Source organism: Proteiniclasticum sp. (genome assembly GCF_003514505.1).
Taxonomy (GTDB): Bacteria; Bacillota; Clostridia; order Clostridiales; family Clostridiaceae; genus Proteiniclasticum.
In genome coordinates, this window is record NZ_DOPX01000016.1 from 55077 (window position 1) to 78780 (window position 23704).

The 23704-nt window shown below is 45.7% G+C and carries 24 protein-coding genes; 17 read left to right on the forward strand and 7 right to left on the reverse strand.

The window, feature by feature from the left end; translation table 11 throughout:
• Positions 1 to 19: 19 nt before the first annotated feature.
• Positions 20 to 358, reverse strand: a complete 339-nt coding sequence (locus tag DEF30_RS04805; RefSeq protein ID WP_294097017.1) for a helix-turn-helix transcriptional regulator — start codon at positions 356 to 358, stop codon at positions 20 to 22.
• 155 nt (positions 359 to 513) lie between these two features.
• Between DEF30_RS04805 and DEF30_RS04810 the strand changes: the two genes are divergently transcribed.
• The 3 genes from DEF30_RS04810 (at position 514) to DEF30_RS04820 (ending at position 4099) form a co-directional block, all read left to right on the forward strand.
• A complete protein-coding gene (locus tag DEF30_RS04810) occupies positions 514 to 720 on the forward strand; it encodes a helix-turn-helix transcriptional regulator (RefSeq protein WP_074911589.1) in 207 nt (68 codons plus the stop codon).
• Positions 721 to 888: 168 nt separating this feature from the next.
• Positions 889 to 2337, forward strand: a complete 1449-nt coding sequence (gene gnd / locus DEF30_RS04815) for a decarboxylating NADP(+)-dependent phosphogluconate dehydrogenase (RefSeq protein WP_294097022.1) — start codon at positions 889 to 891, stop codon at positions 2335 to 2337.
• Positions 2338 to 2704: 367 nt separating this feature from the next.
• Positions 2705 to 4099: an NCS2 family permease gene (locus DEF30_RS04820; protein ID WP_294097023.1), complete on the forward strand. Its 1395-nt coding sequence runs from the start codon at positions 2705 to 2707 to the stop codon at positions 4097 to 4099.
• Between the two features lie 133 nt (positions 4100 to 4232).
• Here the strand turns inward: DEF30_RS04820 and DEF30_RS04825 are convergent, their stop codons facing one another.
• Complete coding sequence (locus DEF30_RS04825) at positions 4233 to 5246, reverse strand: lactonase family protein (RefSeq protein ID WP_294097024.1); 1014 nt, start codon at positions 5244 to 5246, stop codon at positions 4233 to 4235.
• A gap of 292 nt (positions 5247 to 5538) precedes the next feature.
• On the opposite strand from DEF30_RS04825, the gene DEF30_RS04830 reads away from it, so the two are divergent.
• The 6 genes from DEF30_RS04830 (at position 5539) to dhaL (ending at position 11333) form a co-directional block, all read left to right on the forward strand.
• Positions 5539 to 6579, forward strand: coding sequence for a polysaccharide deacetylase family protein (locus tag DEF30_RS04830; protein ID WP_294097026.1), 1041 nt, complete (start codon positions 5539 to 5541; stop codon positions 6577 to 6579).
• Between the two features lie 275 nt (positions 6580 to 6854).
• The gene (locus DEF30_RS04835) at positions 6855 to 8429 is read left to right on the forward strand and encodes a DEAD/DEAH box helicase (RefSeq protein ID WP_294097028.1); all 1575 of its coding nucleotides are present in this window, start codon (positions 6855 to 6857) and stop codon (positions 8427 to 8429) included.
• A 290-nt stretch (positions 8430 to 8719) separates the two neighbouring features.
• Positions 8720 to 8914: a hypothetical protein gene (locus tag DEF30_RS04840; protein WP_294097030.1), complete on the forward strand. Its 195-nt coding sequence runs from the start codon at positions 8720 to 8722 to the stop codon at positions 8912 to 8914.
• Positions 8915 to 8959: 45 nt separating this feature from the next.
• Positions 8960 to 9373, forward strand: a complete 414-nt coding sequence (locus DEF30_RS04845) for an MmcQ/YjbR family DNA-binding protein (RefSeq protein WP_294097032.1) — start codon at positions 8960 to 8962, stop codon at positions 9371 to 9373.
• Positions 9374 to 9689: 316 nt separating this feature from the next.
• Positions 9690 to 10685, forward strand: a complete 996-nt coding sequence (dhaK, locus tag DEF30_RS04850; protein WP_294097036.1) for a dihydroxyacetone kinase subunit DhaK — start codon at positions 9690 to 9692, stop codon at positions 10683 to 10685.
• A gap of 24 nt (positions 10686 to 10709) precedes the next feature.
• On the forward strand, positions 10710 to 11333 hold the full coding sequence (gene dhaL, locus DEF30_RS04855) for a dihydroxyacetone kinase subunit DhaL (protein WP_074911599.1): 624 nt from the start codon (positions 10710 to 10712) through the stop codon (positions 11331 to 11333).
• 160 nt (positions 11334 to 11493) lie between these two features.
• Here dhaL and DEF30_RS04860 read toward each other — a convergent pair whose 3' ends face one another.
• Complete coding sequence (locus DEF30_RS04860) at positions 11494 to 12393, reverse strand: DMT family transporter (RefSeq protein WP_294097039.1); 900 nt, start codon at positions 12391 to 12393, stop codon at positions 11494 to 11496.
• 171 nt (positions 12394 to 12564) lie between these two features.
• On the opposite strand from DEF30_RS04860, the gene DEF30_RS04865 reads away from it, so the two are divergent.
• The gene (locus tag DEF30_RS04865) at positions 12565 to 13512 is read left to right on the forward strand and encodes a D-2-hydroxyacid dehydrogenase (protein ID WP_294097041.1); all 948 of its coding nucleotides are present in this window, start codon (positions 12565 to 12567) and stop codon (positions 13510 to 13512) included.
• 82 nt (positions 13513 to 13594) lie between these two features.
• Here the strand turns inward: DEF30_RS04865 and DEF30_RS04870 are convergent, their stop codons facing one another.
• Positions 13595 to 13915, reverse strand: coding sequence for a putative heavy metal-binding protein (locus tag DEF30_RS04870; RefSeq protein ID WP_031575158.1), 321 nt, complete (start codon positions 13913 to 13915; stop codon positions 13595 to 13597).
• A gap of 229 nt (positions 13916 to 14144) precedes the next feature.
• Here DEF30_RS04870 and DEF30_RS04875 point away from each other — a divergent pair, with 229 nt between their 5' ends.
• Positions 14145 to 15041: an ATP-binding protein gene (locus tag DEF30_RS04875; RefSeq protein ID WP_294097049.1), complete on the forward strand. Its 897-nt coding sequence runs from the start codon at positions 14145 to 14147 to the stop codon at positions 15039 to 15041.
• A gap of 76 nt (positions 15042 to 15117) precedes the next feature.
• Positions 15118 to 15510: a hypothetical protein gene (locus tag DEF30_RS04880; protein ID WP_294097051.1), complete on the forward strand. Its 393-nt coding sequence runs from the start codon at positions 15118 to 15120 to the stop codon at positions 15508 to 15510.
• A gap of 99 nt (positions 15511 to 15609) precedes the next feature.
• On the opposite strand, the gene DEF30_RS04885 is transcribed toward DEF30_RS04880, so the two are convergent.
• Positions 15610 to 16446, reverse strand: coding sequence for an aldo/keto reductase (locus DEF30_RS04885; protein WP_294097053.1), 837 nt, complete (start codon positions 16444 to 16446; stop codon positions 15610 to 15612).
• Positions 16447 to 16626: 180 nt separating this feature from the next.
• Between DEF30_RS04885 and mgsA the strand changes: the two genes are divergently transcribed.
• The 3 genes from mgsA to DEF30_RS04900 all read left to right on the forward strand — a co-directional run bounded on the left by mgsA (position 16627) and on the right by DEF30_RS04900 (position 20025).
• Positions 16627 to 17016 carry a methylglyoxal synthase gene (gene mgsA, locus DEF30_RS04890; RefSeq protein WP_294097055.1) on the forward strand — a complete coding sequence of 130 codons (390 nt, stop codon included), beginning with the start codon at positions 16627 to 16629 and terminating at the stop codon, positions 17014 to 17016.
• 262 nt (positions 17017 to 17278) lie between these two features.
• A complete protein-coding gene (locus DEF30_RS04895) occupies positions 17279 to 18385 on the forward strand; it encodes an NAD/NADP-dependent octopine/nopaline dehydrogenase family protein (RefSeq protein ID WP_294097057.1) in 1107 nt (368 codons plus the stop codon).
• Positions 18382 to 20025, forward strand: a complete 1644-nt coding sequence (locus tag DEF30_RS04900; RefSeq protein WP_294097059.1) for a cobalamin-dependent protein — start codon at positions 18382 to 18384, stop codon at positions 20023 to 20025. Before DEF30_RS04895 ends, DEF30_RS04900 begins: the two co-directional genes overlap by 4 nt.
• A 90-nt stretch (positions 20026 to 20115) precedes the next feature.
• Here the strand turns inward: DEF30_RS04900 and DEF30_RS04905 are convergent, their stop codons facing one another.
• The gene (locus DEF30_RS04905) at positions 20116 to 20319 is read right to left on the reverse strand and encodes a PspC domain-containing protein (protein WP_294097061.1); all 204 of its coding nucleotides are present in this window, start codon (positions 20317 to 20319) and stop codon (positions 20116 to 20118) included.
• A 186-nt stretch (positions 20320 to 20505) separates the two neighbouring features.
• Here DEF30_RS04905 and DEF30_RS04910 point away from each other — a divergent pair, with 186 nt between their 5' ends.
• Positions 20506 to 22251 (forward strand): phosphoenolpyruvate carboxykinase, encoded by a 1746-nt coding sequence (locus tag DEF30_RS04910; protein WP_294097063.1) that lies wholly within the window; start codon positions 20506 to 20508, stop codon positions 22249 to 22251.
• Between the two features lie 53 nt (positions 22252 to 22304).
• Here the strand turns inward: DEF30_RS04910 and DEF30_RS04915 are convergent, their stop codons facing one another.
• Complete coding sequence (locus DEF30_RS04915; protein ID WP_294097065.1) at positions 22305 to 22601, reverse strand: hypothetical protein; 297 nt, start codon at positions 22599 to 22601, stop codon at positions 22305 to 22307.
• Positions 22602 to 22790: 189 nt separating this feature from the next.
• Here DEF30_RS04915 and DEF30_RS04920 point away from each other — a divergent pair, with 189 nt between their 5' ends.
• Complete coding sequence (locus DEF30_RS04920) at positions 22791 to 23693, forward strand: aldo/keto reductase (RefSeq protein ID WP_294097067.1); 903 nt, start codon at positions 22791 to 22793, stop codon at positions 23691 to 23693.
• Positions 23694 to 23704 lie beyond the last annotated feature (11 nt).

A 23704-nucleotide genomic window follows, 5' to 3' on the forward strand; every position in this document is an offset into this window, starting at 1 on the left:
TTTCTGCTATGTTTATCTTTTAGTCCTGGCCCTCTCTCACCACTTTTTTCGCTTTCAGGTAGCGGATGAGCTCTTCTTTATCCTCAGGACTCCAGTCCGGAAAATCCCGAAGAAGCTCCGTCAGCTCGCCCTGCAGGGTGGTCTCCCGGAGAAACATGGGCTCCTCCTCTTTGAAAAAGGTGTACATGGAGATGTCCAGCGCTTTACAAAGGCTTGTCAGGGTATCGATGGGGGGCAAACTCTTCCCGTGCTCTATATCGCTGATATAGGAGATGGAAAGGTTTGTGACACTGGCGACTTCTTTCAAAGTAAGTCTCTTTTGTTTCCTGGCTGCTTTCAGTTTTTCACCAATGCTCATAAGATCCTCCAAATTCCGTAAATTTTGGTATTTTACGTTTATTTTACAATGAAAAACAGGGAAGAAGTTACAGGAAAGATAAATTACGCCAAGGGCGTAAAATCCATTGAATTATTTCGGTTTGAACGTATAATAATCTTATAGGGGGTGGAGGAGTGGTCACTATCGGAGATAATATACGCAAATACCGAAAAAAGAAGAATCTGACACAAAAAGAACTTGGAGACATTGTAGGAATATCAAATACATATCTTTCGGACATGGAAATCGGAAGAACAAATCCGTCCATTAAAACACTGAAAAGAATCGCCAAAGGTCTGGAAATCAGCTATGTGGACCTTCTGAAAGATACAGAAGAATAGAAGCAATCATTTTAACGGGAGCAGGGATCTTTTCTGCTCCCTTTTACTTTTTGCACGAAGTTTCCGTTGCCCCTTGAAAAAAAACATGGAAACCATGATAATAAGAAGAAAGAGATTAACTTGTATCAAATTGATTTGGGCGGGAATCTGCCCCATGGAGGTTAGGAAATGAAAGGTGCAATAGGTATTTATGGTTTTCGTGTCATGGGAGAAAACCTGGCGAGAAATATAGAGTCTAAAGGGTATCCGGTGACCATTGGCAACCGAAGCGTGGAAGTCATCCGGGAGTTCATGGAAGGAAAGGGTAAGGAAGGGAAGTTCATTCCCGCCTATTCCATCGAAGAGTTCACCTCTTCTTTAGAAAAGCCCAGAAAAATCATGTTGATGATCAAGGCTGGAGAAACGGTGGATCTCACCATTGAGAACTTTCTGCCTTATCTGGAACCAGGAGATACCATCATAGATGGAGGAAACTCCAATTATGAGGACACCGAAAGAAGAGTGCAGTACCTGGAGGAAAAAGGCATCTATTATATCGGCTCCGGTGTTTCTGGCGGAGAGCTGGGCGCTCTCTATGGACCCTCCATGATGCCCGGCGGGAACAAAGAAGCCTGGGCAGGAATAAAGGACATTTTCATGGCCATTGCCGCCAAGGCTGGCGCAAATGAAGATGAGCCCTGCACTACCTGGATTGGAAACGGAGGCTCCGGCCACTATGTAAAAACCGTACACAACGGCATTGAATATGGAGACATGCAGCTGATCTCAGAAGTCTATGCCATCCTGCGGGATGTGGTGGGTGTAGACAATGAGGAGATGGCGAAAATCTTCTCTGCCTGGAATAAAGGAAGACTGGAGAGCTATCTGGTGGAGATCACCTCCGAGATTCTCAATGAAAAGGATGAACACGGAGAGTATATCGTGAATTACATCCTGGATAAAGCCATGCAGAAGGGAACCGGTAAATGGACAGTGATCTCCGCTTTGGAAGAGGGAGAACCGGTGACCCTCATTACGGAAGCAGTTTATGCGAGAATCCTCTCCTCCATGAAGGCAGAAAGAGTGGCAGCGGCCAAAGGTGTGGAGAAACCAAGAAGCCTTCCAGAGAAGAAGGACACAGTGGATCTTCTGGAAAAAGCCCTGTATGCGGCAAAGATCATTTCCTATGCCCAGGGGTTCTCCCTCATGAAGGCAGCGTCGGACCACTACCGATGGGAGCTGAAGCTGGGAGAGATTGCCTCCATCTGGAGAGGCGGCTGCATCATCCGCTCCGCTTTCCTCAATGACATCCGAAATGCTTATGAAGAGAATGTGGAGCTGAAGAACCTCATGGTGGCGCCTTTCTTCAGAAGTGAACTGGAAGAAGCTGTGAAGGGATTAAGAGAGATGGTGATCCTTGGCATAAGAAACGGCATCGCCATGCCGGCCATGAGCTCTGCCCTGTCTTACTATGACGGGTACCATACAGAAAACCTGCCGGCGAATCTTCTTCAGGCCCAAAGAGACTACTTTGGAGCCCATATGTATGAAAGAGTGGACCGCCCAGAAGGGGAGTTCTTCCACCACAACTGGAGTGGAGAGGGCGGTAATACCGCTTCCACCATTTACAAAGTATAAAAAAGCTGAAAACAGCAGATTCAAAGACCTCGGGCAGATGCTTGGGGTCTTTTTACGAATAAGAAAGGAAATAAAATACGAAATATATGGGAAAAGGTCTCCGGATGTACGTATACCTTCTATCATAAAAGCACCCGGGATGCAGCGTGAAAGACCGAATGATGTTATGCACAGCTGTGGATATCATATGGATAAATACGGATATTGAGGGAGAAATCCACTAAAAAAGCAGAAAAGACCAAAGAAAACCGTTTCCATTCTCAAAACTGTGAAGAGTTCAAAATCACGAATAAAAAATATTGCTTATTCCTTAATGTTCGGATAGAATAGAGAAGTAATCATACTAAATATTCATACGAGGTGTAAAATGGAAAAACTCTTTAAGCTGAAGGAAAACGGCACAGATGTAAAAACCGAAGTGCTGGGTGGCTTCACCACATTCCTGACCATGGCCTACATTATTTTTGTTAATCCACAGATTCTGGCTCTCACTGGAATGGACCAGGGTGCAGTGTTCACCGCAACCATTCTATCCGCAGCCATCGGAACCTTCATCATGGCATTTGTCGCAAACGTTCCTTTTGCAGTGGCTCCTGGTATGGGACTGAATGCATTCTTCACCTTTACCGTTGTTTTTGTTCTTGGATACTCCTGGCAGCAAGCTCTGGCACTGGTATTCATCTGTGGACTGATCAACATTTTCATCACGGTGACAAAAATCCGTAAGATGATCGTGAAGGCGATTCCAGAATCCCTTCAGTATGCCATCAGCGGTGGTATTGGTCTTTTCATTGCTTATCTTGGCATCAAGCAGGCTGGATTTTTGACCTTTACTGCAGAAACAGTTTCCAGAATCACCGACAACGGAGATGGAAGCGGAATGTTCGCAGACATCATCCCTGCGCTGACTGATTTTACAAACCCAACCGCTCAGGTTGCTTTAATTGGACTCATCATCACAGTAGTGCTTCTTCTTCTGAAGGTAAGAAGTGCAATTCTCATCGGTATCGTGTCCACCACAGTCCTTGGTATTTTCTTTGGTGTTACCCATGTGCCAGAACTGTCTGCAGACATGTTCAAAGTGCCAAGCTTATCTCCAACACTTTTTGCGCTGGATTTTAAAGGCATTTTCGCAGCGGACAAGCTGTTTATCACATTGACCACCGTCTTCGCATTCTCCCTCACCGATACCTTCGACACCATTGGAACATTCCTGGGTGCTGGAAGAAAAGCAGGGATCTTCACCGAAGCGGATGCTAACTCCATTGAAAACTCCAAGGGAATGAGCACAAAGATGGAAAAGGCTCTCTTTGCAGATGCTACTGCCACCTCCATTGGTGCACTGCTCGGTACCTCCAATGCAACCACTTATGTGGAAAGTGCTGCTGGTATCGCTCAGGGAGCAAAGACAGGACTTGCTTCTGTAACCACAGGCGTACTGTTCCTCATCTCTCTCTTCCTTTCTCCCATCGCACTGATGGTTCCAGGCGCAGCGACTGCTCCTGCACTGATTGTGGTAGGTATCTTCATGTCTGAAGGTCTAAAGAACATTGACTGGCACGACCTGGCCGTTGCAGTTCCTGCATTCATGGTCATTGCCTTCATGCCATTCTCCTACTCCATCACCAATGGTATCGCCTTTGGATTCCTGTTCTATGCCATTTCCAAGATTCTTCAGAAGAAGGGAAAAGAAGTACATCCAATCCTTTATATCATCACCGTACTCTTTATGCTCTCCTTCGTACTTACTGCTATCGCCTAAAGGCTACAGCGTCCCCGCGCTATAGCTCGATCCCTATATATTCCATATAAGTGAAAAGATGCATCCTTTCTTACGAGAGGGTGCATCTTTTTTAGGGTAAACTTCATTTTCTCTTTCCGTTATCCTGAAAAATCTAGGACTCCTTCTCCAAAAAGACAATGGAGATGGGTTCTGGTGTTCGGATGCCCTTTTTTAGAAGCGTCAGTTCACCATTTTGCTTATCTATTCTGAAGAGACTAAGATCGTTTGTGATCATATGGGCTACCAGAAGGAAACATCCATCTGGGCTGAGGTTGAAGTCTCTGGGGTGTTCTCCACCGCTTGGGTAGGTGGCGATTTTCTCCAGCAGATGATTTTCCTTGACCTTAAAGGCGGAGATGGAGTCCTGTCCACGGTTGGAGACATAAAGGTGCTTCTCGTCCGGAGAGAGCCGGATGGCAGCTCCTGTGTTCTCTCCCTGAAAATCCTCCGGAAGTGTCTTCACCACCTGCTTCAAATGATAGTCGCCGTCCTTAAAATCGTAGACGAAGATCTCCGAGGAGAGCTCGGTGAACACATAAAGATAGGGATGCTTTTTAGAAAAAGCGATGTGCCTTGGGCCGGATCCATTGGGAAGAAGAAGTTCACCGACTTTTTTAAGCTCATCAAAAGCTTCGTAGCGGTACACCTTGTCGGTGCCTAAGTCGCATACAAGCACTTCAGAATGGTGGGGGTTTTTCATGGCAAAATGCACATGAGGTCCTTCCTGGCGCTTCTCATTGGGACCGGAGCCTTCATGGGCGGCCTGATCGAGTCTTTTTCTCACCATGCCCTCTTCTAAGGCATAAAGATCCAGCAGACCCTGGTGGTAGTTGGAGGCAAGCAGCCTGTCTTCAAAAGTGGAGATGTGGCAAGGGGTGTTTTCTTTCTCAAAAAGCACTTTATCCACGATGTCTGTGGTGAGGTTCATGGAAAAGACGCCGTGGCTGCTGCCGTCTCTCATGGACCCGTAGAGGATATTCATGTCAGGGCTAAGAGCGAGATAAGAAGGGTCTTCCACCTCATAAAAGTCTTCAATGACAAACTCCTCCTCATTGAAGCGGAAGGCACGCACACCCCGGCTCTCTTTTCTTGTGTAAGAGCCGATATATCCTTTATAATCTTTCATATTCTTTCATTCCTTTCTGCTTGGTTTTCTCTACTTCTTATCATAGCAAAAAAAACTGGGGATCCCATGACTCTTTTGTAAACCTTTCTGAAAATAATAGGCGTAGCTCCGTGTGTTTTCTCTTTTTATGTTTTTCATTTTTTGTAAACGGATTGCCACCTTTATGTAACCTTAGTTTTATACACGGGTGTTAGACTAGTGCCATGTAGAGGAGCAGTGAAGCTGAAACAGGACTTCTGGAGCTCATTTCTTACAGAGAAACAAATGAGATAGAAAGTGAACGGTGAATAACATGGAAGATCATATCTATAGAAGACATAATTTGAATCAAAGAGAGAAGCTGAGAAAAAAGAGAAAGAGAAGAAAAATTTTCTTTTCCAGTATAGGTGCTATTCTGGTGCTGGGAGCAGGAGGCTTGTTTTTAAGAAGTACACTTTTGCCAAAGATTCAGGAAGTAGGAGATTCTTTCATGAAGGCTACTCTACCGGAAGCGGGGAATCCAGGGGAAACCGTGAAAGTCGAAGAACTCCCTGAAGTGAAGGAGTTCACCCCAAAGAGACCTGCAGAAAAGATCCCGGCGGAAAAAGCTGCGCCGGAAATGAAGGATCTCAAAAGGCTCAAGGAAGGCTCCAATCACTCCTATGAAGCTTCCGCCTATGCCTATGACACAGCGGATGTGAAAGCATGGATGCGGGGGAAGAAAGCCTTTGAGGGTGAAAAGAACCTGGCATTTCTCACCTTCGATGACGGCCCTCATAAGAATACAGAGAAAGTGCTGGATGTCCTGAAAAGGCGCGGCGTTCCGGGAACCTTCTTCCTTCTGGGGGATAATGTGGATAAGAATGGCACCTCTGAGCTTCTTCAAAGGTATATCACGGAAGGTCACAGCATTGCGGTGCACAGCTACAGCCATGACTACAGCTATCTTTATCCGGGAAGATCCGCCAGAGCGGACCGGATTCTGGAAGAGTATGAGAAAACAAGAACGTCTTTACGGGGACATCTGGGAGAGGGTTTTGATACCCATGTCTTCAGATTTCCGGGGGGCTCCATGAGCTGGAAGAACATGGAAGAAGCACAGAATACGCTGCTTTCTCAGGGGGTCGTGGATATTGACTGGAATGCTATGTCTGGAGACTCGGAGCCAAAAAACAGAAGACCAGAAACCCCGGAAGCCATGGGAAAATACGCCATGAAGACCTTCAAGGATAATGGAGACCGTAAGGTTGCGGTGATTCTCATGCATGATGTGCAAAAAGCCACACCGGAGTATCTGGACCATCTCATTGATGAGTTTGAAGAGGCGGGATTCACCTTCGGCATCCTGAAATAGAGAAGAAGAGGGAGAAAGACCGTGAGCCTTGAAAAGAATCCGTGGCATGGACCGGGAAGGCAGTAAGAAGAGGAATTTTGGGCTAATCTCCTCTGGAAGTCTTTTTCAAAATACATTGCTATTCGAGGATTTTAGTGCTATAATACATCAGTGGTTTAGGATAGTACATAAATTTTAAAGAAGTTTCGATTATCAACACCTTGCAGCGCACAAACTGCGAGGTTTTTTTATGGAGTCAGCACAGAAAAAGAAAATCTAAAGGAAAAGAGGTATATATGGAAGAAATTAAATTTGTTCAGTTGGGATTAAGTGAAGCGGTGGAAAAAGGAATCGCAGCCATGGGGTACGAGGTGCCTTCTGACATCCAAAGAGAAGTCATTCCAGTGATTCTGGAAGGAAAAGATGTCATTGGACAGGCTCAGACAGGAACCGGAAAGACTCTTGCGTTTTCAGCACCAATGCTCAGCATGATGGAAAAGAAAAGCAGTGTCAGTGCCATCATTCTGGCACCTACAAGAGAACTGGCGATGCAGGTCAGCGAGGAAATCGAGAGAATCGCAAAATTCACGGGTTTCAAGCATTTGGCAGTATATGGCGGTTCCAGCATCGACACTCAGATCAGAACCCTAAGAAGAGGCGTAGACATCGTTGTAGGAACTCCTGGTAGAGTCATTGACCTCATGGAACGTAAGGTACTGAAGCTTCAGGATGTGGATTTCCTGGTGTTGGATGAAGCAGATGAAATGCTCAACATGGGCTTTGTGGAAGACATCGAAAAGATCATGGCTGGAACCAGCGCGGAAAAGCAGACCATGCTGTTCTCTGCAACCATGCCAGATGAATACAAGAGGCTTTCCAAGAAGTACATGAGTGAAGACCGTGTGCACATCAAGATCGCAGTAAACTCCATGACCGTTTCCACCGTATCACAGTACTACTATGAAGTGCGTGAACAGTACCGTCTGGAAACTTTGTGCAGAATCATGGATACCGAAGATATGGAATCTGTACTTGTGTTCTGCAGAACCAAGCGTGGCGTGGATGACCTGGTCACAAGTCTTGGTGAAAGAGGTTATAACGCTGCAGGTATGCATGGCGATATGACACAGAACGTAAGAATTGCAACGCTTAAGAAGTTCAAAGAACGTAAGCTGAAGTTCCTGGTGGCAACGGATGTGGCTGCAAGAGGAATTGACATCGACAACCTGTCCCACGTAGTGAACTATGACCTGCCACAGGATATTGAATCCTATGTGCATAGAATCGGAAGAACCGGACGTGCCAAGAGAGAAGGAATTGCCTACTCTTTAGTCAGTGGAAGAGAAATCGGATTCCTGAGACAGATTGAAAAGGTCACAAAGAGCAAGATCGTGAAGCGTGATATTCCAACTGTAGAAGACATCTTCAAGGCAAAGAATGACCGTTTCAAGGATAAGGTTGTGGCAGAGCTGTCACAAAAGGGCTACGAGAGATTCTATCCCATCATCGAAGAGCTGAAAGAGACCTTCAATGTGGAAGACATCGCAGCGGCTCTCATGCATTCCCTCTATAAGGATGAACTGAGCTTTGACTATAAAGTGAATGTGCTGGAAGCACCAAAGAAGTATGTAAGACTCTTTGTCACCGTAGGATCCATGGATAAGCTCACACCAAAGAAGCTCATTGACTTCATCACCTACAATACAAAGTTAAAGCCAGACAGCATTGGCACCGTCGACATCATGACAAAGTTCAGCTTTGTGGATGTACTGCAGGGTGCAGAACGTGAAATCGTCGAGAATCTCAATGGCAAGAAACTTTCAGGCAGAAAAGCGAAGTTTGAAGTAGCTGCTCAGAAGAGAAGAAGATAAGTTTTAAGAAAGGATCTCAAATCCACGATGGGTTTTAGGTTCTTTCTTTTTTTTTATTTTTGTCTGAAATCCAGGTGAAAAATGAACTGCTGCCTCAGATTCCGGTATAATAGAAGCATAGTACTATTTATAAGGAAATTTCAATCCCTTACTGAATCTATATATAAAGCGATATATTGAAACATGATCTGAAAAATAGAATCTGAAAACTTCTGTAAGAAAGAAATGCTGTTGGTAAAACCGTAAAGAAGGCAACATTGGAACTAAGAGTATGGAGGAGAGATGTACTGATGAAAAGAAAATTATCCTTTCTGTTTTTCTGGCTTTTCATTGCGTTAGTGGCAATAGAAGTCTACTATAAGTTCGATGGAACCTTGGGATTTCTATTGGTTCTTTTTGCCACGTGGTCGCTCATGGCTGCCATATTTTTGGGCGGATATCTGAAAGAGGCGGTAGAGGTCATTCTTGACTTCTTCCTTGGCTGATGGCATAGGTGAAAGAAAGCTGCTGTCAAAGGATAGAAGAGAATATTGAAGCAGTTGGATACGGCAAGAAAGAACAGCGGAGAGCTTAAAGGAGGATATGGGCAGATGAATCGGAAACAGGTGCTGGACTATATCAGGGAAGAATATGGAATCCTTCCGGACTATCCATTTCTCAAAAGTCCTGAACATGCAGTGTTTCGTCATAAAAGGAGCAGAAAGTGGTTTGGGCTTCTCCTGAAAGTACCAGGAAGTAAGTTTGGTTTGTCTCAGGATCCTCCTGTGGATGTGCTTAATGTGAAGTGCGATCCTGAACTTATTTCTGTCCTGAGAAGCCAGCCAGGGATCTATTCTGCATATCATATGAATAGGAACCACTGGATCTCCATTCTCCTGGATGGCACTGTAGCGACGAAAGAAGTGAAGCAGCTTCTTCATGCCAGTTATCATCTGACGAGTTAGCTGTAAGATTCACAGTAAAACATCCCTTCTGCTGACGAGGTTTTCAAAATAAAAACAAGGAACATCACAAGTTGTCATGTTCGAGAAATGAACATCTGCAGGAGGAAAAGAGAAAAACCCGTTGTCTAGTGGAGTGATACCTGAAAACAATTGGTTAATTATGCTAAATATTAATGAAATATTTACCTAAAGAGAATTGACTTTGTTCATCAATGGTTTCACAATGTACGTATAGGGTTCAAATACTAGATGGGATGACTGTCTAGTTTTATTTGCACTTTGAAGTAAAGGTTTACAAATATCCAAGGAGGGTAACATGAAAAAAGTAATCAACAATCCAAACAATGTCGTCGACGAACTGCTGATGGGTATGGTGTACGCACATCCAGACCACGTAAGAAAACTGGATGGTTTTGAAGTCCTTGTGAGAAAGAATTCCCCAGTGGAAGGAAAAGTAGCCCTTGTAAGTGGTGGAGGATCTGGACATGAGCCATCTCATGGCGGATTCGTAGGAAAAGGAATGCTGGACGGCGCCGTAGCCGGAGCAGTCTTCACCTCCCCAACTCCAGACCAGGTATTTGAAGCTGTGAAAGCTGTCACAGGCCCTAAGGGATGTCTTCTCGTTGTGAAGAACTACACCGGAGATATCATGAACTTTGAAATGGCCAAGGAAATGGCAGAAGCAGAAGATCTGAAAGTAGACTATGTAGTGGTCAATGATGACGTAGCTGTAGAAGACTCCACCTGGACCACAGGAAGAAGAGGAATTGCAGGTACCGTTCTTGTTCATAAGATTGCAGGCGCAAAGGCTGAAACCGGCGCTGAGCTTCCTGAAGTAAAAGCCGTGGCTGAAAAAGTCATCAAGAATGTAAGATCCATGGGTCTTGCGCTGTCTCCATGTATTGTTCCAGCTGCTGGAAAACCAAACTTTACTTTAGGTGAGGATGAAATGGAAGTAGGTATGGGTATCCACGGCGAACCAGGAACCCACAGAGAAAGCCTGAAGACTGCAGATGAGATGGTAGACCATCTGGTAGGAAAGATCCTGGCAGACATCGACTACACCGGCAGTGAAGTGGTTGTTCTTGTGAACGGCCTTGCTTCCACACCACTCATGGAGCTTTATATCGTCAACAAGAGAGTTCATGAGATCTTGGCAGAAAAAGGAATCAAAGTATACAAGTCCATGGTGGGAGAATATATGACATCTCTTGAAATGGCAGGATTCTCTGTGACTCTTCTCAAACTGGATGATGAACTGAAGGAACTCTTTGATGCTCCAGCAGATACACCAGCTCTGAAGTCTCTATAATTTACTGCAAGGAGGACACGTATTATGGCAAATGCACAAAAGGTAAAGGAAGTCATCCTGGCCGTGGGTCAGGTGATTGAAGAAAAGAAACTGTTTCTGACACAGCTGGATGCCGCCATCGGCGATGGAGACCATGGCCTCAATATGGCGAAGGGATTTGGTGCGGCAAAGGAGAAGCTGGAAGCTTCTGAGATGGCTACACCATCAGATGTGATGAAGGCAGTGGGCATGGCCCTGATCTCCAAGGTGGGCGGTGCTGCAGGTCCTCTCTATGGAACTGCATTTATGAATGCGGGCAAAGCAGTTGCCGGCAAGGAAGACATCACTCTGGAAGATTTTCAGGCGATGCTGGAAGCAGGTCTTGACGGCGTAAAGGCCAGAGGTAAAGCGACTGTGGGAGAGAAAACCATGGTGGATGCTCTGGAACCAGCGCTGGAAGCTTTGAAGGCAGCCATTTCAAACGGTTCCTCCACAAGAGAAGCACTCGATGCGGCTGTAGAGGCAGCGGGTAAAGGTGTGGAATACACTAAGACAATCATTGCGACCAAAGGAAGAGCTTCCTATCTGGGAGAGCGTTCCATCGGTCATGAGGATCCCGGCGCCATGTCCTCTTATGTGATCCTGCAGACCATCGCGGATCAGTTTTAACTAAAAAGCAAGAGTAGAGAACGCACTCTGGAAGACGCATCCAGAATGCAGCGCTCTACTCTTTTTTTTTGCTTTTCGTCATGTTATTACAGGATTCAAGGAAGCTATGGAAGTAAGATCTGATGATGTTCAAGTACAAAGGACGATTCAAAAGGCGAGATTACTTCCTTCCGGAGAAGGTTATGCCGAGGACCCCGAGAAGAATCAGAAGGCTGCCGATGATTTCATAGAAAAACAGTGTCTCTTTCAGGAGTACTACTCCCGCAAAAATGGACACGAAGGTGCCCAGATGATGGAAGACACTCATGGTGGAAGCCTCCAGTTTTGTGAGGGAGAAGTTTGTCAGCATGGAGGAAAAGAGCGTGGAGGGAATCCCAAGAAAGAGAATGGGAAAAAGGTAGCGATAAGTGCCAAAAGCCATCTTGTAGGAGCCCAAAGAGGCTCCCAGCCCCATTCGGATAAACAGAGCACCATTGAAAAAGATGAAACCGGCAAAGACGGCCATGATCGTGATCTTCAGATATCCAAGGCTTCTTGCATATTTTCTCACAAGAATGAAATTTGCAGCAGAGGAAAAGCTCGAGAAGAGAAGAAAGGCATATCCCAGAACACTGGAGGCTTCGAAACTGATGCCCTTATGAAAGGAAATATAGAGGATCCCTGAGAGGGAGAGGAGAAGAAAAAAGAGTTTCTTCCGGCCTACCTTTTCCTTCAAGAGAAGAGCCGCCAGGACCATGGTGAAGAGCGGTGTGGTTGCCTGGATGATGGAAGCCAGGGAACTCTGGACACTGGTGAGTCCAATGACCTGCAATAGGAAAAAAAGGATGGGATAGAAAATGGAAAAGGGAAGAAACTTCAGGAAATCCTCCCGGGTGATTTTTAAGGGCAGTACCTTCAAAAGAAGAAGCACCGCAGAGAAAACCGCTGCTGCGGTAAACCTGTGGGCCAGAACCTCCAAAGGAGAAGCAAAGGAAAGGGCAATTTTACTGAAATAGAAAGAAAAACCAACGATGAGAGACATGCTGACCGCGGCCAGATAGCCCGCATTTTTATTTTGCATTTTACAGTATCCTCCGGCAATAAATGAGTTATCTATAGTATAGGCTAGTTTATGGAAAAACTGTGAACTTTTTTTGCGGGTATATGAAGAATGGAATAACTAGGGGAAAGTTTTGAGGAAAGTCAAAGAAACTATGTTAAAATAGTAGAAAAGTTCTGGAGGGAAATGAAGATGATCATCAACTGTATGCCAAGATCGGTCCTGTCCCAAGAAGAAGCGGATCTTCTCAGGGAACTCTCTTCTGAAGAGATTGTGGACCTTGAAAAGATGTCAGATGCAGAAGGTTTTTATGAAAAGGTGGAGGCCGTGATTCCTCCTTTCCGGTATAAAGCGGAAGATCTTGCGCCCATGAGAAACCTCAAATGGGTCCAGTCTTTCTCCGCAGGGGTCAACACCCATCCACTCTCTTATCTGAAGGAAAAGGACATCGTCCTAACCAATACCCGCGGAGTCCATGGTCCCCAGATGACAGACCACATCATGGGCATGATCCTGGCTTTTTCCAGGGATTTTCTGCCGGCCATAAGGCATCAGAAAGAAAGACCCTGGTCTTACGAGTACCACCTCACAGAGCTTCGGGGAAAGGAGCTTCTCATTGTGGGGGCAGGAAGCATCGGACAGCTTCTGGCGAAGAAAGCCAAAGCCTTTGATATGACTGTGGTGGGACTGAAGAGAACGCCGGAGGAGCTTCAGTATTTTGACCAGGTGCTGCCTTTAGAGCACATGCTTTCGGCCATGGAAACGGCAGACTATATTGTGATCCTGGCTCCCCTCACCAAAGACACCAGAGGTATGGTGGGAGAAGAGGCATTCCAGAGCATGAAAAAAGAAGCAGTGCTCATAAATCTTGGGAGAGGTCCGCTGGTGGAGGAAGAAGCTCTCATCAGGGCGCTAAAAGAAGGCAGAATCCGTGGAGCAGGTCTTGATGTGTTTCACAAAGAGCCGCTGCCGGAAGAGAGTCCACTGTGGGATCTTGAGAATGTGCTCCTTACCCCCCATCTTGGAGGTTTCAGTGATGGGACCAACAGGCGGGCTGTAGAGCTCATGGCAGAGAATATCAAGCGTTTCAGACAAGGAGAGAAGCTTCTGAATGTAGTGGATCTTCATTTAGGATATTAGCATCTTGAAAAGCAAAAAAGAAGGAGTCTCCATGGTCATGGATAAACTCCTTCTTTCTCTTTGTAAGGATTCAGCTTCTTAGTTATTCTACAACCACAGCGGTGCCTGAAGCGGTGACCATGAGCATTCCATTGGACTGACCCAAGGTCTCATAATCGATCTTCACACCTACCACGGCATTGGCGCCCAGGCTGTAGGCTCTTTCTTCCAGCTCTCTTAAAGCATTGATTCTGGCATCGATGAGCTCGCTTTCATAGGTTTTGCTTCTTCCGCCAAAGAGGTCGGAAAGACCAGCGGTGAAGTCCTTGATGAAATTGACACCGGAGATGACTTCGCCAAAGACAATTCCTTTATAAGCAATGATTCTCTTTCCATCGACAGCATTGGTTGTTGTGATAATCATATTTTTTTCCTCCATCTTTTACTATTGATATCATTATAGACCTGTTTTTCTGCCTTGAGCGGGTTTTAATATATTTTTAACGAAAAAGGGCATTTTTCTTCTGGGGTGAAGACCTTTACCCCTTGAGCCGCATGGTTTTTTATAAAATAAACTATTGCAGGGGAAGATTTTGTGCTATAATTTAACACTGTATTCCAATGAATGATTTTAATAAGAGGTGTAGATAGATATGAGTATAGCAGGAGAAGGTTGTGAGATTCTCGTTCCTTTCAGCGAGCGGAAGACGCTGCAGGAGATTGAGAGAAGCCTCACCACCACCTACAAGAAAAATGTATGGGGGAAGTTCATCAAAGCCATCAATGATTATAACCTGGTGGAAGAGGGAGACAAAGTGGCGGTGGCTATTTCAGGCGGAAAGGACAGCCTCATTTTAGCGAAGCTGTTCCAGGAGCTGAAAAAGCACAAGAAAGTGGATTTTGAAGTGGAGTTCATCGCCATGGACCCGGGATACCACAAGGAGATCCGAAAACTTCTCGAGGAAAACTGCAAGTTCCTGGAGATTCCCGTGAAGATCTATGAGTCTGGTATTTTCAATGTCATAGATAAGATTGCACAGGATTATCCTTGCTACATGTGTGCGCGAATGAGAAGAGGATCCCTTTATGAGTATGCCCAGAGCCTTGGCTGCAACAAGCTGGCCCTTGGCCATCACTTCAATGATGTCATCGAGACCGTGATGCTGAATGTCATTTACGGCGGAACCTTCAAGTCCATGCTGCCGAAGCTGAAGGCCCAGAACTTTGAGAACATGGAAATCATCCGTCCCATGTATCTTATAGAAGAGGACCACATCAAAAACTGGATTCAGAGCGCTGGCATCTGGCCGCTGAACTGTGCCTGCATGGTGGCTGCGAAGAAGATCGGCAACAAGCGCTACGAGATCCGGGAACTCATCAAGAATCTCAAAGCCCAGAACAAGGACGTGGACAAGTGCATCTTCAGATCTCAAGAGAACATCCAGATGGATTCTGTGGTGGGCTGGAGAGACAAAAAAGGGGAGAAGCACTCCTACCTGGACTACTACGATGATGACGCCATGATGTTTGACGATCCAAGTGACTTCTAGAATAGTGGAGATGGAACTCTTTCTATGATAAAATCAGAGAAAGAAGAAAAGGAAGTAGAGAAGGAGAGAATGGACTATGAAAATGGCATTTGTTTGTAATGGGAGCAGTGCAAGAGCACAGATGGCAGCAGCCATCGGAAGAGAATTCTTCAAAGACGCAGAGATTTCTGCCGTGGGAAGCCTGGAAGGGGAGACCTTAGACCCTATGGTCACAAAGGTGCTTTCTGAAGACGGGATCTCCACAGAGAACCTGACGCTGAAAACACTGTTTGATATGGACTTTGATCTGGATTACGCGCTCATCGTGGGCTGCGATGAAGGCGGATGTCCTCTGGTGTTTGCAGACAAGGTCATCGAATGGGACTTTATCACAAACCTGAAGGAACAGGGAGAAGAGGCCTATGTGGAAGCCAAGAACCAGCTGAAGGAAGAGATCAAGAAGTTCTATATGGAGACCTTCGCTTCCTAAACTTGAGATATTGAATGAGTAACCATAAGAAAGAAGGTGCATCCCAAAAGTTTAGGGATGCACTTTCTTCCATTCGTTCTCTAGGAGAGTTTCGAAAGGCTATTCAAAGCCATTCATCATCGTATCGGGATCTGCGCTGAGTCTCTTGTTCTGGTTCATCCCATCGATCTGTGCCATATCTTCCTGTGACAGCTCAAAATCAAAAATGCTGATGTTTTCCTTGATTCTGGATGGAGTAACGGATTTTGGAATGGCCAGAACCCCATTCTGGAAATGCCATCTCAAGATGATCTGAGCTGGGGACTTTCCGTACTTTTCAGAAAGAGCCACAAGTACAGGTGCTGCCAGATCTTCTTTTCCCTGCATAAGAGGTCCCCAGGCTTCCACCTGAATGCCTCTGTCTCTGCAGTAGTCTCTGATGGCCTTCTGGTTCATGAGAGGATGCAGCTCAATCTGGTTCATGGCTGGAATGATCTTGGTTTCTGCCATAAGCTTCTCCAGATGATGGATGTGGAAATTGCAGACACCGATGGCTCGGACTTTATTCTCCTGAAGAAGCTTCTCCAGGGCTTTATAGGACTCCACATATTTGTCTTTTCCTGGCCAGTGCACAAGATAAAGATCCACGTAGTCAGTGCCAAGTTTCTCCAGGCTCACTTCAAAGGCTTTAAATGCACTTTCATATCCTTGGTCGGAGTTCCAGAGCTTTGTGGTGAGGAAAATTTCTTCTCTTGGGATGCCACTGTCTTTTAAAGCTCTGCCCACACCTTCCTCATTGCCGTAGATGGCGGCGGTGTCGATGAGCCGGTAACCAGCTTTTAATGCTTCGAGTACAGAAGTGTAAACTTCGTCCCCTTCTTTTACTTTAAAAACACCAAAGCCGACGCTGGGGATCTCAATCCCGTTATTCAGTTTCCATATTGGAATATTTGACATAATATAGCCTCCTTACTGCTTTTTCTTCGATACTTCCATTATACTCAAATAGAAAAGGGATAGATGAAAATATTGTGAATCTTCAGAGGGACCAGAACAGTTTTTCCCTGAAAAGAACGGTCTTCTCTGTGCTATAATCAGAGTGATGAAGACATTAGCAGTTTAAAGGAGAGAAGAAAAATGAATGGAGCCCTCATAGCCCATGACAATATGAAAGACGATATGGTGCTTTTTGCCCAGAAGCACCGGGAGATTCTGAGTAAGTTTACGTTATATGCCACAGGAACCACCGGAAAAAGACTCATTGATGAAACAGGACTTCCTGTACACAGGCTGCAGTCCGGTCCCATTGGCGGAGACCAGCAGATTGGAGCCCTCATTGCAGCGGGGCAGATTCATTTTGTCATCTTCCTGAGAGACCCGTTGACCGCCCAGCCCCATGAACCGGATGTCCAGGCTCTTCTTCGCCTATGTGATGTGCATAAGATCCCCTTTGCCACCAACATCACCACAGCAGAAATCATGATTTCCTATCTGAACCGTCTCATTGGAGACCATAAACTGAAATAGACTACTTTAAAATAGAGTCCCTCCATCAAAGGCAGCTCAGGCTTCTTCCCGGTGGAGGGTTTTACTATGTGAAAAAATCGGAACAAAAGCTAAAAATATGTAAACTCAAGAAAATTTAAGGTTTTGTGAAGTATCCATAAAGTATAATGAAGTACAAACACTTTTAAAGTGAAAACCATTAACTATAGATAAAATGCCAACAAAATATGAACAAAAGCTCAATATTGACAAAAATACGGTCAGAATAAGGGAGGGAAGAAAGATGAAAGTGGCAATCATCGGGTCAGGCAATTCGGGCCTTGCCATGGCAGCCCATATGAGTTTTACAGGAAATAAAGTCTATTTATGGAACCGCAGCGGTGAGCATATAGAAGAACTGGTGGAAGAAAAAACTGTGGAAGCGATGGGTGCTTTGGTGGGCACTTTTCCTCTGGAGATGGTCACAACGGATATGGGGGACGTGATTCGGGAAGCCAAAGCGGTTTTCGTCACGACACCCGCCACGTCACATCATGATCTGGCAAGACTTATGGCTCCTCACCTTCGGGATGGCCACATTGTGGTGCTGAATCCGGGAAGAACCTTTGGAGCTATAGATTTTAAAGATGAGCTTCTGAAACACGGAAATTTTCATCAGGTGGATATTCTGGAAACCCAGACCATCATCTATACCTGCAGAAAAATCACACCGCGAAAAGTGAACATCATCGCCCTGAAGAGAGATGTCCTCATTTCCACCTTTGCTGGCATCGATCTTCCGGAAATTCTGAGAAGGCTTCCGGATGAACTCAATAGGTTCTATATCCCAGCAGAAAGTATGGTGGAGACCTCCATCGGGAATGTGGGCATGATCTTTCACTGTGCGCCCATGCTTCTTAATACGGGCTGGGTAGAGTCTGGTCATAAGTTCCGGTATTACCGGGAAGGCATTTCCAGAACCGTGGCAGATTTCATTGAAAACATCGACAAGGAGCGTCAGGAAGTGGCAAAGCTTCTGAAGCATCCTGTGATTTCCGCCAAAGAATGGCTGGCCCATTCCTATGGTCTGGAGTGCACCAGTCTTTATGAGTGCATTCAGAGCAATCCATCCTATGGAGAGATCTTTGCGCCTGCAAATCTCAATTACCGCTATATTTATGAGGATATTCCCTTTGGGCTGGTTCCTCTGGAGAGTATGGGGAAAGATTTGGGGCTTTCCATGCGCTACACAGGCCTCGTCATTGATCTGGCCAATGCGCTTCTTGGAGAGAATTTCAGAGAAACAGGAAGAACTGCAGAGAAGCTTCATATTGACTATAAGGACCTCATGAGAGGTGTCAGAGTGGAGGACATTGAAGAAGAGAACAAAAAAGGAGATGAGGAGTATTGAAGAACAAGATGATTGTAGCCTCCATCGGCAATTGTGTCCATGCGGCAGGCATCTATAATTTCAGTGTGCTGGCAAGAAAAGAGGGCTATCAGGTGGAATATATGGGTTCAGCAGTGCCCATCAAGGAACTGGTTGGCGGAATCATCGAGTTCAAACCCCACGTGGTGGCGCTAAGCTACCGCCTTTCAGAAGAAGGCGCGTATTATCTTTTAAAAGAACTGGAAGGAATCATCGGTGAACAGGGATTTGAGGATATCATTTTTATTTTCGGGGGCACCGTGGAGACGGCTAAGGCGGCAAGAAAGTTCTCCTACATCCGGAAAGTCTTTGATGGCAGTGAGGACATTTCAGAAAGCGTCATTTATCTTAGGAATATGGAGAAGGAGCACGCAGAAGAAGAGATTCCACCCCAAAGCCTGGGAGAGCGTATCGCTTGGAAAAAGCCATTTCCCATCATCCGTCACCACATCGGACTGGAAACCTTAGAAGATACCTATGAACACATCAAGATCCTTGCAGAAAGCAGGCTTCTGGATGTGATCTCTTTAGCACCGGACCAGAATGCCCAGGAGCATTATTTCCAGCAGGAGCTGATGCCAAAAGGAGAAGACGGCGCCGGTGGGGTCCCCATCAGAAATGAGGAGCATTTAAGATGGATGTATGAAGCCACCAGACGTGGAAACTACCCCATGATGCGCTGCTACTCGGGCACCAGAGATCTGTATCCTTTCTCTAAAATTCTGAAGGATACGGTGAACAATGCCTGGGCGGCCATTCCGCTCACCTGGTACAGTCAGCTGGACAGGCGCTCTGACAGAGAGCTTCTTCGGGCCATCCGTGAAAACATGGAGGCCATTGCTTATAATGCAGAGATGGGTGTTCCTGTGGAAATGAATGAATCCCATCAGTGGGCCTTAAGATACTGCTCTGATGTCATTGAAGTGGCCATCAGTGTCATCACCGCCAAGGTGGCGAAGCACCTGGGTGTGAAGGAGATGGTCATGCAGTACATGCTGGCAAATCCCCCTTCTATTTCGCCTCTCATGGACCTGGCAAAGATGCAGGCAAAGATCGATCTCATGGGCGAGGAAGAGGACGAGAATTTTACAATCTACCGTATGGTGAGAACCGGACTTCTTGCCTACCCTGCGGATATGGACCAGGCCAAGGGCCTCATATCCTCCACCATGTTCTATGGCACCTTCCTGAAACCGGACATTGTCCATGTGGTGTCTTACTCTGAAGCGGTGAAAAGGGCCACCAGCGTGGAGATCCTGGAAAGCGTCCGAATGGTGAAGAAATCCATGGAGATTGCGGATAAAGGGCTGCTGGAGAACATCCATGAGGATAAAAGATTTAAAGAGAGACTGGAGTTTTTGAAAAAAGAAGTGCGGTACCTTCTTGGAGAAATCAGCAAGCTGAAGGATGTAGAAGATCCCCTTGTTGACCCGGAAGTGATTTATCTGGCCATCAAAGAAGGTCTTCTGGATGCACCAGGTCTCAAAGGGTTCAGTGTGGCCAAAGGAAACTTCAGGACAGAAATCCACGAAGGATATCATGTGACGGTGGATGATGACGGTGAAATCCTGGAGGAAGAAGAGAGGATCAGACGGGTCCGGGAGATGAACAGCAAAGCGTAATGTTCGTGAAGTAAACAAACAGAAAAACCTTCCTCCCCATGTGGGAAGAAGGTTTTTTAACAGGATGAACGATTAAAATGCCATGAAATATCAGGCATATGGAGTTTCATCCTTTGGCATGATGATGGCGCAGATGATATAGAGAATGATGGATGGCCCAGGTAGTAGGGAAAACAGAAGAAATCCCACTCTCAATAGGGTGGCATCCATATTGAAGTACTCGGCAAAACCACCGAGAACGCCGAAGAGCCAACGGTTCTGGGAAGATTTCGTCAAGGGCTTTTTTTGATTCATGTATGTTCACCTCTCTTTACTGTTGTTCTCATCATACGAAGAATTAATTAAAACCAGATAAAAATGAACGTGAAATTTTTGATAAATACATCTGTTTATGAGGTAAAATCAAAAAATCTGTTGTATACTATATAACATAGGATAAATTACCATGTCTGACGATACAGAAGAAAAGGAGCATCTCCCATGAAAAAAGAATTTTCACTCAGCAGCGGCAAAGCTATGATCAACTTTTCAGCCAAGTACTGTGATACCATCGAAAAAATCTTGGAATCAGATTCCTTCAGAAGGGTGACGGAGACTTATCTGGAATCCATCGCCAGGAGAAATACCAAAAATTACAAGCAGCTCATGTCCCTCTATGAGGAAACCACCATCAGAGACCTCACCGAGCGACTGGTTCAAGTGATGAAGCTTCTTACTATTTTCAGAGCAGATGAAGTAAAAAAACTTCGCGCAGATTACAGCCCTCTTCTGGAAGATCCGGACTGGTTTGTTGCCTTCATAGAGGACTTTTATGGATACTGGAGAAGATTGGAGCGCTACTCCATCATCCAGAACAGAAAAAATACAGAAGGACTTGCGGAAACCAGCTTCATTGAAGCCAACAACAAGTTCACTAACCTTATTCTGGAGCTCTACAGGAAGGTGGAGAAGAATGTGCTGGGCATTGAACCCAATGTCTACAGACAGGTTCCAGCCGGTGTCAATGCAGGGGTCATCCTGCAGGAGATCATCTGGCCCATTCCAAAGGGGTATGAGATTCTCAGTGATATTCCCTTCATCAATACCATCCTCATGGATTCCCCCTTCATCTCCTATCCCAAAAAGAATACCAGAAGCGGGTACTTTAAAGAGAGTTTCGTGAATCCCATCGAGGACTGCTACCTCAATAAAGACCACTTCTTCTGTTATCCTGCGAAGATCGGAAAACTGGTGGCCTTCCTCTATTTCCATAGAGACCTCATGGCTCATGGCATCTCTTTGTCCAATCTTTTTGAGATGGCAAGAGAAGAGGAGTATGTTGGCAGAATACCAGATATCGTTTATGTGTTTGGAGGAAAAAACACAGACGAGTCCATCGGCAATGTGTTTTATGACGACCATAAAAATGGCATCATGACAGGTTTTGTTCCCTACAGTGAGGAGATTGACTACTTTGGCTATATGAAGAAAATGAGTCTCACCCTTCATAATCTTCTCATGATCAAACGAGGGAATCTGCCCATCCATGGCGCCATGGTGAACATCAACATGAAAAACGGAAAGTCTGCCAATGTGGTGATCCTTGGGGATTCCGGTGCAGGAAAGTCTGAGTCTTTGGAAGCGCTCCGAAGCCTTTCAGAAGACCACATCAGTGACATGACCATCGTCTTTGATGATATGGGTATTTTCACCCATGAAGATGGCACCATCGTGGGCTACGGTACTGAAATCGGCGCCTTCGTGAGACTGGATGATCTGGATCAGGGCTACGCCTTCAAGGAAATTGACCGGTCCATCTTTATGAACCCGGATAAAACCAACGCCAGACTTGTGATGCCTGTGGCTACTTATAAGGAAATCATCAAAGGATACAAAGTGGATCTCTTCCTGTACGCCAACAACTACAAAGTGCTGGAACCTGGAGAGCCTGGCATTATATTCTTTAAGGACCAGGAGGAGGCCAAAGAGGTTTTCCGTTCTGGAAAGAGAATGGCCAAAGGCACCACCCAGGAGAATGGTCTTGTGGAGTCCTACTTCGCCAATCCCTTCGGGCCATATCAGAAGCAGGAAGAAACGGACAAGCTTCTGGACTACTACTTTGACAAGCTCTTCTCCTACAACATCAAAGTGGGAGAAATCTACACTCAGCTGGGGGTACCCGGTAAAGAAAAGAGCGGTCCTAGAGATGCGGCCATGGAGCTCTTTAAAGAAATCACCAGTTTATAATGAGATCATAATAAAAAACCGGAGATCCTTTGACAGGTCTCCGGTTTCCTTTTTTAACGCTCGGTTTCTTTTTTCAGCAGTTCATCCGGGTTGTGCTTTTTCACTTCTTCTTCATCATACCCTGGAAGATCTTTGGCATTTTTCACTTCTTCTGTTACGGGGTCCACGTACTCTTTTTCAAACTCACTGATGACCAGGTTCTTTTCTTTCAGCTCCAGCTCATCATACTTGTTGAGGTTTTCTGCTTCAAAATGAGAAGAGGCTTCATCATATTTCAGCTCGTCGGGTTTCTTTTTTTCATCCATGGCCAGCACTTCCTTTCTCTGTGTACTCTGTGGTATCTCAATCATACTATGGCACCAGTTCTTTTTCTATATCAGAAGGAAAGGTTCAGGAAAAGTTTTCTATTTGCATCACTTTCCTTTGAAGAGTACCAGAAGAAATGAGGGGAGATCCGGAAGAAGTTTTCAAAATCTTTGTAACAACAGGAAAAAACAGGATATAATGAAGAAAAGACAGAAAAATCAGGAGGAGATCATATGGATTCAGTAAGAATTTCAGATACCATGAATATGGACCGGATCATCCACGGCCACTGGCGGCTGATGGACTGGAAGATGACACCAGAGGAGCTACTTTCCTTTACCAAGGAAGTCCTGGAGCTTGGTGTGAGCACCATTGACACGGCAGACATCTATGGAGGGTTTTCCTGCGAGGAAGCCTTTGGAGATGCACTGAAGCTGGACAAGAGCCTGCGGGAAAAACTGACCCTTGTGACCAAATGCGGTATTGTGTTTCCTTGTGAGAACCGGCCCCAGTACAAGAGCCATCACTATGACCAGTCCAGAAAGCACATCATCCAGTCTGCGGAAAGATCCCTGAAGAATATGGGAACAGACCATCTGGATCTTCTGCTCATCCACAGGCCTTCACCGTTTATGGATCCTGCTGAGGTGGCAGAAGCTTTTAGAGAACTCTACGAGTCTGGCAAAGTAAGAAACTTTGGGGTATCGAACTTTAAGCCTTCTCAGTTTGAACTTCTCAGCTCCTATGTGCCCTACCCGCTGGTGACCAATCAGGTGGAAATCTCACCTCTTCATCTCCAGGTTTTTGAAGACGGCACCATGGACAGCCTCATGACAAGAGGACTCTATCCCATGGCATGGTCGCCTCTTGCAGGAGGAGATCTTTTTACAGGAGACTCTGAGAGAATCAGGAATGTGAAAAACACACTGCTCTCCATTGGTGAAAAATATGAGGAAGAAAGGCTGGATACCCTAGCCTACGCCTTCCTTCTAAGCCATCCGGCGAAGATTCTTCCCATTGTGGGCTCCGGGAAACTGGACCGCATCAAAAATGCTGTGGATGCGCTGAAAATTAAGTTTACTGCAGAAGAGTGGCTCTCTGTCTACAAAGCATCCATCGGCAAGAACTTACCATAATAGAAGCGGGA

What these genes read in the sequence shown, in the direction of transcription:
- DEF30_RS04805 (WP_294097017.1), bottom strand. Translation starts at nt 358, where the DNA reads ATGAGCATTGGTGAAAAACTGAAAGCAGCCAGGAAACAAAAGAGACTT.
- gnd (WP_294097022.1), top strand. Translation starts at nt 889, where the DNA reads ATGAAAGGTGCAATAGGTATTTATGGTTTTCGTGTCATGGGAGAAAAC.
- DEF30_RS04820 (WP_294097023.1), top strand. Translation starts at nt 2,705, where the DNA reads ATGGAAAAACTCTTTAAGCTGAAGGAAAACGGCACAGATGTAAAAACC.
- DEF30_RS04825 (WP_294097024.1), bottom strand. Translation starts at nt 5,246, where the DNA reads ATGAAAGATTATAAAGGATATATCGGCTCTTACACAAGAAAAGAGAGC.
- DEF30_RS04830 (WP_294097026.1), top strand. Translation starts at nt 5,539, where the DNA reads ATGGAAGATCATATCTATAGAAGACATAATTTGAATCAAAGAGAGAAG.
- DEF30_RS04835 (WP_294097028.1), top strand. Translation starts at nt 6,855, where the DNA reads ATGGAAGAAATTAAATTTGTTCAGTTGGGATTAAGTGAAGCGGTGGAA.
- DEF30_RS04840 (WP_294097030.1), top strand. Translation starts at nt 8,720, where the DNA reads ATGAAAAGAAAATTATCCTTTCTGTTTTTCTGGCTTTTCATTGCGTTA.
- dhaK (WP_294097036.1), top strand. Translation starts at nt 9,690, where the DNA reads ATGAAAAAAGTAATCAACAATCCAAACAATGTCGTCGACGAACTGCTG.
- dhaL (WP_074911599.1), top strand. Translation starts at nt 10,710, where the DNA reads ATGGCAAATGCACAAAAGGTAAAGGAAGTCATCCTGGCCGTGGGTCAG.
- DEF30_RS04860 (WP_294097039.1), bottom strand. Translation starts at nt 12,393, where the DNA reads ATGCAAAATAAAAATGCGGGCTATCTGGCCGCGGTCAGCATGTCTCTC.
- DEF30_RS04865 (WP_294097041.1), top strand. Translation starts at nt 12,565, where the DNA reads ATGATCATCAACTGTATGCCAAGATCGGTCCTGTCCCAAGAAGAAGCG.
- DEF30_RS04870 (WP_031575158.1), bottom strand. Translation starts at nt 13,915, where the DNA reads ATGATTATCACAACAACCAATGCTGTCGATGGAAAGAGAATCATTGCT.
- DEF30_RS04875 (WP_294097049.1), top strand. Translation starts at nt 14,145, where the DNA reads ATGAGTATAGCAGGAGAAGGTTGTGAGATTCTCGTTCCTTTCAGCGAG.
- DEF30_RS04880 (WP_294097051.1), top strand. Translation starts at nt 15,118, where the DNA reads ATGAAAATGGCATTTGTTTGTAATGGGAGCAGTGCAAGAGCACAGATG.
- DEF30_RS04885 (WP_294097053.1), bottom strand. Translation starts at nt 16,446, where the DNA reads ATGTCAAATATTCCAATATGGAAACTGAATAACGGGATTGAGATCCCC.
- mgsA (WP_294097055.1), top strand. Translation starts at nt 16,627, where the DNA reads ATGAATGGAGCCCTCATAGCCCATGACAATATGAAAGACGATATGGTG.
- DEF30_RS04895 (WP_294097057.1), top strand. Translation starts at nt 17,279, where the DNA reads ATGAAAGTGGCAATCATCGGGTCAGGCAATTCGGGCCTTGCCATGGCA.
- DEF30_RS04905 (WP_294097061.1), bottom strand. Translation starts at nt 20,319, where the DNA reads ATGAATCAAAAAAAGCCCTTGACGAAATCTTCCCAGAACCGTTGGCTC.
- DEF30_RS04910 (WP_294097063.1), top strand. Translation starts at nt 20,506, where the DNA reads ATGAAAAAAGAATTTTCACTCAGCAGCGGCAAAGCTATGATCAACTTT.
- DEF30_RS04915 (WP_294097065.1), bottom strand. Translation starts at nt 22,601, where the DNA reads ATGATTGAGATACCACAGAGTACACAGAGAAAGGAAGTGCTGGCCATG.
- DEF30_RS04920 (WP_294097067.1), top strand. Translation starts at nt 22,791, where the DNA reads ATGGATTCAGTAAGAATTTCAGATACCATGAATATGGACCGGATCATC.